This is a genomic window from Streptococcus viridans (genome assembly GCF_900636365.1).
Lineage (GTDB): Bacteria > Bacillota > Bacilli > Lactobacillales > Streptococcaceae > Streptococcus > Streptococcus viridans_A.
The window spans coordinates 369728-382042 of record NZ_LR134266.1 but is presented as its reverse complement, the minus strand read 5'-3'; the positions used below and the strand labels follow the sequence as shown (position 1 = coordinate 382042).

Annotated in this window: 11 protein-coding genes; 1 reads left to right on the top strand and 10 read right to left on the bottom strand. The window is 42.4% G+C overall.

What is annotated here, in order from left to right; all coding sequences use genetic code 11:
* The first annotated feature begins 62 nt into the window (after positions 1 to 62).
* Positions 63 to 1304 (top strand): D-alanyl-D-alanine carboxypeptidase PBP3, encoded by a 1242-nt coding sequence (gene pbp3 / locus EL081_RS02140; protein WP_126403801.1) that lies wholly within the window; start codon positions 63 to 65, stop codon positions 1302 to 1304.
* Between the two features lie 65 nt (positions 1305 to 1369).
* On the opposite strand, the gene EL081_RS02135 is transcribed toward pbp3, so the two are convergent.
* The 10 genes from EL081_RS02135 to EL081_RS02090 form a co-directional block, all read right to left on the bottom strand.
* Positions 1370 to 1942 (bottom strand): hypothetical protein, encoded by a 573-nt coding sequence (locus EL081_RS02135; protein WP_126403800.1) that lies wholly within the window; start codon positions 1940 to 1942, stop codon positions 1370 to 1372.
* A 20-nt stretch (positions 1943 to 1962) separates the two neighbouring features.
* Entirely contained in the window at positions 1963 to 3375 is a 1413-nt protein-coding gene (gene sufB, locus EL081_RS02130; RefSeq protein ID WP_006594961.1) for a Fe-S cluster assembly protein SufB, read from the bottom strand.
* 145 nt (positions 3376 to 3520) lie between these two features.
* Positions 3521 to 3955: a Fe-S cluster assembly sulfur transfer protein SufU gene (sufU, locus tag EL081_RS02125; RefSeq protein ID WP_126403799.1), complete on the bottom strand. Its 435-nt coding sequence runs from the start codon at positions 3953 to 3955 to the stop codon at positions 3521 to 3523.
* Complete coding sequence (locus EL081_RS02120) at positions 3942 to 5168, bottom strand: cysteine desulfurase (RefSeq protein ID WP_126403798.1); 1227 nt, start codon at positions 5166 to 5168, stop codon at positions 3942 to 3944. The genes sufU and EL081_RS02120 overlap by 14 nt, the downstream gene beginning before the upstream one ends.
* A gap of 2 nt (positions 5169 to 5170) precedes the next feature.
* A complete protein-coding gene (gene sufD / locus EL081_RS02115) occupies positions 5171 to 6433 on the bottom strand; it encodes a Fe-S cluster assembly protein SufD (protein ID WP_126403797.1) in 1263 nt (420 codons plus the stop codon).
* Between the two features lie 41 nt (positions 6434 to 6474).
* Positions 6475 to 7245, bottom strand: a complete 771-nt coding sequence (gene sufC / locus EL081_RS02110; protein WP_126403796.1) for a Fe-S cluster assembly ATPase SufC — start codon at positions 7243 to 7245, stop codon at positions 6475 to 6477.
* Between the two features lie 86 nt (positions 7246 to 7331).
* Entirely contained in the window at positions 7332 to 8489 is a 1158-nt protein-coding gene (locus tag EL081_RS02105; protein WP_126403795.1) for a glycosyltransferase family 4 protein, read from the bottom strand.
* Complete coding sequence (gene mecA / locus EL081_RS02100; RefSeq protein ID WP_126403794.1) at positions 8486 to 9232, bottom strand: adaptor protein MecA; 747 nt, start codon at positions 9230 to 9232, stop codon at positions 8486 to 8488. Before mecA ends, EL081_RS02105 begins: the two co-directional genes overlap by 4 nt.
* A gap of 167 nt (positions 9233 to 9399) precedes the next feature.
* A complete protein-coding gene (locus EL081_RS02095) occupies positions 9400 to 10236 on the bottom strand; it encodes an undecaprenyl-diphosphate phosphatase (RefSeq protein WP_126403793.1) in 837 nt (278 codons plus the stop codon).
* A 159-nt stretch (positions 10237 to 10395) separates the two neighbouring features.
* The gene (locus EL081_RS02090; protein ID WP_126403792.1) at positions 10396 to 12303 is read right to left on the bottom strand and encodes a DUF2207 domain-containing protein; all 1908 of its coding nucleotides are present in this window, start codon (positions 12301 to 12303) and stop codon (positions 10396 to 10398) included.
* Positions 12304 to 12315 lie beyond the last annotated feature (12 nt).

Below are 12315 nucleotides of genomic sequence, written 5' to 3'. Positions count from 1 at the left end.
TAGAGCAGTTGCCTTCTTTTATGATACAATAGTAGAGACAAAAAACAATCGAGGATTCAAACGTGAAAAAAATAATCACCTTACTTCTTTGTCTAATGCTTGCGCTTCTCAGTACGTCTCCTGTAAAAGCGGAGGACCTAGACCTTGGAGCCCAGCATGCTATTGCGATTGATGGGACAACAGGTAAAATACTCTACGAAAAAAATAGTGATGAGAAAAAAGAGGTTGGCGGAATCAGCAACCTTTTGACCACTTATCTCGTCTATGAAGCCATTCAGCAAGGGAAAATCTCTTTGAATGATGACGTGGATATTTCGGATAAAGCCTATCAATTGACCGCCGTCGAAGGTATCAGCAACGTCCCCATGGAAGCCCGTAAATACAAGGTCAAGGACCTGCTCACTGCTCTCCTCGTATCAAATGCCAATAGTGCCGCCATTGCCTTAGCTGAAAAAGTAGCTGGTAGCGAAGAAAAATTCGTCCTCCTCATGAAAGCAAAGCTCAAAGATTGGGGAATTACAGATGCGACGATTGTGAATGCTAGTGGATTGAACCAATCTATCATTGATGGTGATGAGGAAAATAAAAGGAAAAATACCGAAAATAAGTTGAGCGCTTATGATGTGGCAGTCATCGCAAAACACCTTCTAGAAGACTATCCTGACGTTACCAAAATTACCTCCCTTTCCCATGCAGAATTTGCTGGAATTCAATTGGAGAGCGGCAATTATATGTTGGAAAATATGCCTAACTATCGAGCAGGAGTAGATGGTCTAAAAACCGGAAATTCCGAAAAAGGGGGGATTTCATTTGTAGCCTCTACTAATCAAAATGGTATTCGCATGATTACCGTTGTCATTGGTGTTGAGGCAATCGATGGTGACCCTTACGCACGATTTGTTGCAACAGCCAATCTGATGAATTACGTTAGCCAAAACTTCGTTCCAAGCCTCATTGTCAGCAAAGGCGAAGCCTACAATAACAGCAAATCAACAGTTCTCGATGGCAAGAAAACAAGCGCCACTGCTGTCGCCAAGGATGACTTCATCGTGATCGAACGACAAGGAAGCCAAGCAGAACCTAAAACCACCTTTAAAAGTAGCCAATCTTCATTTAGCGCCCCTATAAAGAAAGGTACTTCTCTCGGAACCCTTACCTACACTGATCCAGAACCCATCGGTCGAGGGTATATCGAAGGTAAAGCCCCTAGTATGGAAATGGTGAGCGGAGAAAATATCCAAAAAAGTTTCTTCTTAAAGGTGTGGTGGAATCAATTTGTTCGTTACGTCAACGAAAAACTATAACTGCTCATAAACAAAAAAAGAGGTCACCCTCTTTTTTTGTTTATTCAATTACGTCAATAGAACTTCTATCGAACTTCGAAATAAGGAAAAGCAGTATCGCTGTCTATTGGATGAGTCGGGATTTCTTGTTCAATCACCGCACGCCAACCTGCTACCAATTCTCCAAAAGATAAGCTAGCTTCAGGTGTAGCTGTTGTTAGCTTCCGACCAAACCAAGCCATGGTCGCCGTTTCTAATTGAAGCATGGCATAACTAATCACAGGAACATTGGCAGCTTCGTAATTTTCATTGACTGCATGGGCCACTGCTGGTGCTTGAGGCAAGAGTTGAAGGCGGATTTTTTCTACAAGTTCTGGATCCAATTCTTGCCAAGAAATTAATTTCCCATCGACTTGATAATACAAGTCAAATGTTTCTTGACCCGGCTTAAAATTCACTAGCATAAAGGCACGATCCGCTTTATCAGGACCGCCAACAGCCTTCACAGCATTGATCAAGAGATTTTGTTCCATCTGTCTCCAATAATCATCTGCTTCTTCAGCTAAATCGTTTGTAAATGGCGGAATAATTTCTTCTGCAGGAATTTCGCCCTTATTCGCTTTTTCGACATTACCAAATAATTTCTTTAAGAATCCCATTTGCTTCTCCTTTTATCCCCTTAACCGACAGATCCTTCCATTTCATAGCTAATCAAGCGGTTGAGCTCAACCGCATATTCCATTGGAAGTTCTTTAGTGAAGGGCTCTACAAATCCCATGACGATCATCTCAGTCGCTTCTGATTCTGACAAGCCACGGCTCATGAGGTAATAGAGTTGCTCTTCAGAAATCTTAGAAACCTTAGCTTCGTGCTCCAAGGCAACTTGTGAATTGTGAATTTCATTAAATGGGATGGTGTCAGATGCAGACAAGTCATCCATGATAATGGTATCACACTCAATGTGACTGACAGATTTCGCTGAATCTTTATTGAAGGTCACTTGTCCACGGTAGTCAACCTTTCCTCCACCTTTAGCGATGGATTTTGAGACGATTGAAGAGCTGGTATGTGGAGCATTGTGGATCATTTTAGCACCTGTATCTTGGTGTTGCCCCGCATTTGCAAAAGCAATCGACAACATGGTCCCACGCGCACCTTCTCCATCTAGGTAAACAGATGGATATTTCATAGTCGTTTTAGCCCCGAGGTTTCCATCGATCCATTCAACCGTCGCATCTTTGGTCGCTTTGGCCCGTTTGGTTACCAAGTTATAGACATTGTCTGACCAGTTTTGGATGGTCGTGTAGCGCATATAAGCGCCATCCAAGGCAAAAATTTCGACAATGGCCGCATGCAAGCTGTTGCTTGAATAAGTCGGTGCTGTACATCCTTCTACATAGTGGACGCTAGCGCCTTCATCCACAATAATCAAGGTCCGTTCAAACTGACCTGTATTCTCATTATTAATCCGGAAGTAGGTCTGCAAAGGAACATCAACCTTTACACCCTTCGGTACATAGATAAAGGTTCCACCTGACCAAACAGCTGAGTTGAGGGCCGCCAACTTATTATCCGTTGGAGGTACCAATTTAGCAAAGTATTGCTTAAACAAGTCTGGGTATTCCTTGAGGGCAGAATCTGTATCGGTAAAAATGATTCCGAGCTTTTGGAATTCCTCCTTCATGTTATGGTAAACCACTTCAGACTCATACTGAGCAGCTGCTCCGGCCAAGTAAGCACGCTCTGCTTCTGGAATACCAATCCGTTCAAACGTTTCCTTAATTTTTTCAGGCACTTCATCCCAGCTACGTGCAGGTTTATCAGATGGTTTTTGATAATAAATCAAATCATCAAAATCAATATCTGACAAGTCCGCTCCCCAAGTTTGCATCGGCATTTTTTTAAATGCTTCATAAGACTTCAAACGGAACTCCAACATCCATTCCGGCTCATTTTTCGCAGCAGACAACTCGCGAATAACCGATTCATTCAACCCTTTTCCTGTTGACAGGATTGGGTCTACATCATCGTGAAAGCCAAATTTATATTCACCAAGATCAATTGGTTTTGGTTCTACTCTTTCTTCTGTCATATCTTTCCTTTCATTTTCTTTTTAGCACTCTTTCCATGCGATTACTCTTCTAGTCTGGACCATCAGCACCCGATTGTTGATATCACTTCTCACCAGAAGCTCGGTTAAAAAAACAGACTTGAATCTTCATCACTTTTATTCATCATTAGGCTTGAGCATCGATTGCTTTCTTGAGAGCATTCCAAGCTAGGGTCGAGCACTTGATCCGTTGTGGAAATTTAGCAACCCCAGCTAAAAAGGCTGCATCTCCCAACTGGTCTTGACGGGCATCTTCTTTGCCTTGGACCATTTCTGAAAAAATAGTCGCCAACTCTAGTACTTCTTCCTTGGTTTTTCCTAGGACAACATCTGTCATCATACTAGCAGAAGCCGTCGAAATCGTACAACCTGAGTTGACAAAGGCAATGTCCTTGACTACTCCTTCATCATCAAACTGAACAGACAAACTAATCACATCCCCGCAGGTTGGATTGTTTAAGTTGATTTGTTCAACCCCTTCAATCTTTCCATGGTGATGGGGATTTTTTGAATGATCAGCTACCACAGCCATATAGAGGCTATCTAATTTAGAAAGTGCCATTGAAAAACTCCTTTGTTTTTATCAGCGCTTCTACAAGCTTATCGCAGTCTTCCTTTGTATTGTAGAGATAAAAGCTAGCTCGAGCAGTCGCCGGAACCTCCAAATACTGGATCAAGGGTTGGGCACAATGGTGTCCTGCCCGAACTGCAACCCCTTCATAATCCAAGGCTGTCGCAAGGTCATGAGGATGCAGATCGCCTAGGTTGAATGAAATCACTCCAGAGCGCTTCGCTAAATCTTGTGAGCCATAGATTTTCAGCCCTTCAATCGCTTGAAGCTTGGGAAAGACGTAGGCAATCAAGTCTTGCTCATGACGCTCAATCGCATCCATGCCAATGGCCTCTAAATAATCAATCGCCGCAGCTAAACCAATAGCACCAGCCATATTGGGAGTCCCTGCTTCGAATTTCCAAGGGAGTTCCTTCCAGGTTGCTGATTGTTCATAGACAAAGTCAATCATTTCCCCACCAAATTCAACAGGTGACATTTGGTTGAGATAGTGCTCTTTTCCATACAAGACTCCAATCCCTGTCGGTCCAGCCATTTTATGACCAGAAAAGACAAAGAAGTCTGCATCTAATGTTTGAACATCTATTTTCATATGGGGGACTGATTGAGCCCCATCCACTACCACAACGGCTCCTTTTTCATGGGCCAATTGAGCGATTTCTTGGACAGGATTGATCACTCCGAGAACATTGGAGGCATGGGCGATGGAAACAAACTTGGTTCGATCTGTCAATTTTTTTCGGAAATCCTCTAGATCCAGACCACCGTCTTTCAAATAGACATATACCAACTTTGCCCCTGTCTTCCGACAAGCTTCCTGCCAAGGAAGGATGTTGGAATGGTGTTCCATAATGGAGATGAGAACCTCATCCCCCTCTTCGAGGATTTCTTCTGCAAACCGACCAATCCAGTTCAAACCTGTCGTGGTCCCTCTCGTAAACAAGACCTCTTTGGTCGAGGAAGCGTTTATAAAGCGACGGACCGTTTCTCTTGCTCCTTCATAGGAAGCAGTCGCCCGTTCGGCTAAGGTATGAACCCCGCGGTGAACATTGGCATTATCCTCTTGGTAATATCGATTCACCGCTTCTAAGACAACTTTTGGCTTTTGTGTCGTCGCTGCATTATCCAAATAGACAAGCGGCTCATCATTCACAATTTGATCTAAAATCGGGAAATCTTTCCGAATCTTTTCGACATCTATCATCTTTATCTCTTCAATAATTTATCTTCAATGGTTTGGATCATTTCTTCACGAACTTCTTTGACTGGAATCTCCACGATCACTGATCCAAGGAAGCCACGAACCACTAAGCGTTCTGCAGTTGCCTGATCCAAGCCACGGCTCATGAGGTAGTACATGTCTTCTGGATCCACTTGACCGATGGAAGCTGCGTGACCTGCTGTCACATCGTTTTCATCAATCAAAAGAATTGGGTTAGCATCGGAACGAGCCTGGTCAGATAGCATTAATACACGGCTTTCTTGTTGGGCATCTGCCCCTTTTGCTCCCTTGATAATGTGGCCAATCCCGTTGAAGGTCAGGGTTGCCTTTTCAAGAATGACACCATGTTGGAGAATATTCCCTACTGAATTGCAGCCATAATTGGTTACACGAGTATCAATTCCTTGAACTTGACGCCCACTAGATAGGGCTACAACTTTAAGGTCTGCATGGCTACCATTTCCTATCAGGTCACTATCAAAATCAGCAACGACGTTCCCTTCGTTCATGACACCGATTGCCCAGTCAATGCTGGCATCCTTGCCGAGTTTCCCACGACGACTAATGTAGGCAGTGACATTCTCACCGAGGCGATCAATCGCAGCAAACTTCACTTGCGCTCCCGAACGGGCAATGACTTCGACCGTGATATTGGCAGTCGCTTTGGCACTTCCCTCTCCGCGAGATTCTAAGCGTTCTAGGTAGCTCATCTTACTGTTTTTACCAGCGATAATCAGGATGTGCTTGTTAAATGGCACGTCGCTATCACTATCCTGGTAGAAGACACCCTCGATTGGCTCCGCAATTTCTACATTATCTGGAATATAGAGAACAGCTCCACTATTGAAATAAGCTGTGTGGTAGGCTGCCAACTTGTCATCATCGTATTTAACGGATGACATGAAAAATTCTTCTACGACCTCTGGAATTTCTTCCAAGGCTGAGTGGAAGTCTGTAAAGATGACTCCCTGGTTCGCCAAGTCAACTGGAATCTGTTCAAATACTGTACGGGTTCCATGCTGAACCAATTTTAATTGACTGTCAATCGCAGTGAAATCTGGTACAGCAGCGAGCGGTTCGCTTTCTGTGATCGTTCCATCCCCAAGATTCCAACGATGAAATTTCACGCGTTCAATCACAGGTAGTTCTAAGTCATCAATTTTATCAAAAGCCTTCTGGCGCAACTCCTGCAACCATTGAGCCTCTGCATGCATTTCTGAAAAAAGTTTAATATTTTCTTTGGTCATTTACTCCTCCTCAAAGATCCTGTTCAGTTTTGGACACAAGATTAGAGTTCTTCTTTGTAGTCGTAACCTAACTCTTCTGCTAATTTCGCGTACCCTTCACGCTCCAAACGCACAGCAAGTTCAGGACCACCTGAAAGGACGACACGACCTTCCATCATCACGTGAACCACATCAGGAGTAATATAATTTAAAAGACGTTGGTAGTGGGTAATAATCATGGCACCAAAACCTTCGCCACGCATTTCATTGACCCCTTTTGAAACCACTTTAAGGGCATCAATATCCAAACCAGAGTCAATCTCATCAAGAAGGGCAAACTTCGGTTCCAACATCAACAATTGCAGAATTTCATTGCGTTTCTTCTCACCACCTGAGAAACCTTCATTGAGGTAACGCTCAGCCATTTCTTCTTTCATGTTGAGTAATTCCATTTTCTCATCCAATTTAGTGATAAACTCACGAACTGAAATTTTTTCATCCTCTTCTTTGCCTGCATTCATGGCAGCACGAAGGAATTCAGCATTGGTAATGCCTGGAATTTCTGATGGGTATTGCATAGCCAAGAAGAGTCCCATGCGCGCACGTTCATCCACTTCCAACTCAAGGATATTTACTCCATCAAATAGAATTTCACCTTTGGTGACTTCATAGTTTGGATTCCCCATGATAGCTGCAGATAGGGTTGATTTCCCTGTTCCGTTAGGACCCATAATCGCTGCGATTTCTCCTGTTTTAAGGGTCAAGTTCACACCTTTTAAAATTTCCTTGCCTTCAATTTCTACATGAAGATCTTTAATCTCTAATACTGACATTTGTATTCCTTTCTGCTATAGAGTTTTGTCTTATCTAGTATAACAAAAAAAAGCCTAAAAGGCTTTTCTGGTGTTTAGAATCGTTCTTATTTAGTCTTGTTTTTTCTATTTTGTCGAACTTCCTCTCGATAGGCAGAATTTCCTATATAACGTAAGCAATTGAGGAGCGGACTATGGTGAGGGCCTAGGATTCCAATCAATTCCGCTAAGAGCTCAACTCCTAATACCAAACCAATAACAAGTAGAACACCACCAATACGAGTAGAGATATTCAACAGAAGAGAAATCATAGCAAAAATCATCGAAATTCCATAGATGACCAAAACGGTCCCACGATGCGTTAAGCCCAAAGAAAGTAGGCGATGGTGCAAGTGATTCCGGTCTGGTACATAAAACTTCTGACCAGAGAGAGTCCGACGAACAATCGCTAAAAAGGTATCCGTAATTGGAACTCCCAAGATAATCATCGGCGTAACCACCGCAACAGCCGTCGCATTCTTAAGACCTTGCAAGGACAAAACAGCAATCATAAAACCAATGAAGAGGGCTCCTGTATCCCCTAAATAAAGAATCGCTGGATGATAATTAAAGGGGAAGAAACCAGCAATGGCCATGACTAAGACAAAAATCGTCATGGTCAGGAAGAGATTGGGCACTGGAAGAAAGAAATGAGAAACAATCCCCATCGTCACCAAGGAAATAATCGAAACCCCACTGACCAGGCCATCCAAACCATCAATCAAATTGACCGCATTGGTAATCGAAATAATCCAACTGACTGTTAAAATATAGGACAACCAGGGATCAAAATGAAGAAATGGGCCCCCGAAAGGGATCTTAAAATCATCCAAGCGAAAATCTGTAAAGAACCAGATTACACTAGCCCCTATGAAAATCCCCAGCATCTTTAACCGCGGTGATAATTCTTTTATATCATCAACCAAACCAGTCAGGCCAATGATCCATCCTCCGACAACAACTGGTAAGGTATAGGTCAGGTAAGATGTCTTAGCTACATACCCCTTTGTAATCATCGGCAACAAAAGTAAAGTCGCAATGGTAAAAGCAAGAAGAATGGCTAAACCACCAGCGCTAGGCATGGGTTTCTTATTAATTCGGCGCGCATTTGGATAGTCTACAGCATCTATTTTAAACGCCAATAACTTCACAAAAGGAGTTAGAATCAAACTGATCAAAAAAGTTGCAATGAGGACCAGGATAAATTGTAATGGAAAAGTAATCATACCAAATTAACCTTTTGAAGTTCGTGAATAGCATCTGAGACGAGCAAGAGATGACCATGTTCCTGGAGGACAGCTCTAGTAGTATCTGTATCTTCCGCATATTCACGCATGGTCGCCAAGAGCCAACCTGGATAATCTTGCGGACACCCTTCCAAATCGATCAGGATGGTTAAATAGTAAATCCCGTCCATTTTATAAAGTTCCGAAGTCTCGACAGCATAATGAACTGTTTTTGTAAACCGAATCACTTCTTCTAACTGAGAAAACTGGAGGATATAATAAATATACCGTGTATCTAGTGGATGATTCGGTGTATCTTCTTCTGAAAGCTGATTTTCATCAGCCAATTCCTCAGCTTCTAAATGACGGATAGCATCACCGTCTCCCTTACTTTTTTCAGAAATGGTTTTTTCCAAGGTCTTGATAAATTCGTCCGGAGACATTTGCGACAATTCTTCCATATCAGGCAAGTCGGAAAAATCGTCAAAATTTAGATGTTGATCAATTTTTGATTTGGTCACAAAAACATCGAGCTTATCTGGCTTAGGAGTCACTCGGAAACTCAACATGCCACTGTCTAAGAAGCTTTCTGGCATTTCCAATTCATCTAAGATGGTATAGAAAAATTCTTCTGTTTTTTCTTGAGGCACCAAAAAATCGGCCATTTCCATGCCCCGTTCTTCTAAATCCTCTAATTGAATCGTGATTTTAATGGTTGAATCACTGATTTGCTTCATCTTCATGATTGCACCTCATACTGTTAGTCTTTCTATTATACTAAAAAGGGACATATATTTCAAAACATGACTCCCCCACCTCAGATATGAAAAAAACTTAAACAAAAGAGCACTTCCTCTCCCCCTCAAACATAGCCATTTGAAGAGAAAGAAGAAGCACTCCTATCTCATGATTAGATAAAGATTTTAATCACTGCATAGACCAGCAAAATCGCTCCCAAAACAATCCGATATTTTCCAAAAACCGTGAAGTCATGACTTTTGACATAATCTGTCAAGAAGCGAATCGCTACCATACTGACACCGAAGGCAACTGCCATAGCGACCAAAAGAATCGTTCCTTGGCTGAAGCTTAAAGCATTTCCTCCCAAGACAAACTTAGCGACCTTTAACAGGCTAGCTCCAAACATGGCAGGAATCCCCAGATAGAAGGTAAATTCTGTCACAACTGAGCGGCTAACTCCATTGACCAAACCACCTACAATCGTTGCACCTGACCGACTGGTTCCTGGGAAAAGTGACAAGACTTGGAACAAACCAATATAGAGAGCTGTCTTATAAGGCAGCTTGTGCAATTCTGTCACTTCCGGCTCTACTTGCTCCCGTTTTTCAAGGTAAATAAAGGCCCAACCATAGGTGATTAACATGATGGCTACAGAAAAAGAGTTATGAAAATGAGCTTCAAACCAATCATCCAATTTAAAGACAAAGAGCAAGGGTAGAGTCGCCACAGCAACCTTGGCCCACAATTGCCAAGTCCGTCTCACCTCTTTTTTCGATTTCCCCGGCTTAAATGGATAAAGCTTGTCGAAATAAATCACGACAACAGCCATAATGGCACCAAGCTGAATCACGACATTAAACATCTCCATAAAGGCAGGATTTTGATCCTTAAACTGGATAAAGTCTTGAATCAAAATCAAATGACCTGTACTTGAGATTGGAAGCCACTCGGTGACTCCTTCAACGATTCCAAAAAGAATCGCTTTTATCAGTTCAATGATAAACATCTTCTTCTCCTAAACTTACATTTGCTATATTATAACACATTTCTAGCCATAGAACCAGATGCGTTTGCAAGGAGGCGTAGACTAAAAAAGTGAGGTAGATCCTACCTCACTTCTATAAAATTGTAAATACAACTGTGGTTAGCTAGCACTTGTACGACTCTAAAAAGCACCGAAGCCACCGCCACCACCGCCGCCAGAGAAGCCACCACCAGAACTACCGCTTGAAGACACTGTGAAATGACTAGCGGTTGTCGCAGTCGTTCCATAAGTAGACAAGAGATGACTGGAATGGATCAGATTACTACGAAATGGAGTGTAGACATAGGCATCCATACTTGGGTTATCCAAGTGGATTTGACGAAGCTTCATCACTTTACTTACTTGATCTGCAAAACCGAACAGAGTAGCATAGACTAATAAGCGGTTCCATAAAACCAGTGATTGAACTTCTGCTTCTTCCAAATGAGCGATATCCCGCAACATATTACGGAAGCTATCCCAGTAATAGCGCTGTTCTGCACCGATATCCGTTGGGACCCCATCCCGTCGATAGAGGCTAAACTTTCCTTGGAAGGATGCCGGAAGAATCCACATTACCAACACATAGATCACACAAAAGATAGAGAGCCAATTCAAGATGAAATAAGAAATTAGACCGGCTACCAAAGCAATGCTCCACGCAGCCCATCCAAAGAAGAGACACATACGGCCTGCACGTTCCTCCCCTACCTCTAAAGGACGGTAGTAAGGAGAAAGAGCAAAGGTTTGGATCTTTTGTTGAACTGCCTGAGCAACACGAGAAATCGCTGCATCAATTCGATCTTGCGCTTGTTTTCCTCGCTTGCGAATGGCATCTTGCTCTTTCTCAGAGGCATATTTATAGAGAGAATCCGAAATTTCATAATCTGAAAACAAGTCATCTGTTCTACAATATTTTTGAGAACCGAAAGCAAGTCTAAGAAACTCTCGCTCAAATTCATCCAATGTATCTTCATTTTGAATCGTTAAAACTGTATGAGTGTCATATTGCTCACAGATGATATTTTTTCGATCAATCAAATCAAGTAAGGTTGCTTGCACCAACTGATCAAATTTAAAGGCGCCCCGAGCGTGTTTTTTGGTTGGAGAAATCTCATCTAGCTCTGTAGAGTATACAATCGAGGCCATTAGTAGAGGCGCAACGTCATTTGGAATCTCATACAAGCGGCTATTTTTCGGAAAAACTCTGGTAGAAGTCACAGATTGCATGAATCGATGACGACAATAAATAGCGAGAAGAAGGAAGAACAGAATAAGGATTGGGAGTAGGACCTTCATAAATAGGCGAATCCAGGTCCGTTTTTGAACAATTCCTGCTTCCGTCCGATGATAGTTGGACTCCTCCATCAAGCCTGTATCTCTATCTGATTCCCCAAAGGAAGCTATATCCGATTTCCGCCAGTAAGCATAAATCTCAACACCTTCTTTTCGTTTCAGATTCTCTAGAGTAGCCTTATAGTTTGCTTCTTCTTTCTGAACAGTTGGCTCAGCCCCCATATAAGCCGTATGGATATTCAGTTCCGATTTCGAGGCGGCTGTAGCAAATTTCGGGATAACCTGTAACTCTACTTTTTTGACCTCTTGATCCCCATCACTAATCGGTTTCCAGTTCAACAACAGGATATCCTGGTGAACATAGAGCAGGTTTTTTAAGCGCCAGGTAACCTTTATCTTGACAGTATCCCCTGCGCTTCCGCCGTTATAAATCTTTACCTGATAACCATCGCCTAAATTTTGAACTTCTGGTTCTTGCGACAAGGTTCTACCTTCCACTTCCACCAAAGGAGGAATTACTATTTCAAAACCTTGAGGCATTTTACCTGCACTTCCCAAGGTGACATATTGACCATTATAGGAAGTTGTAAAATGATAGACCAATTCTTCCTCATAAGTAGCATCGTCCCAAGTGTCCAAGGTTAGAGTCCCCCGATAAGACTGAATCTCGTAGGAAGGACCATCCGCTTTTACAAGACCTGTTACAAATAGACAGGCCATCACTGCAAATAGAACATACAGAATTTTTTTCATTTTCCTATACTC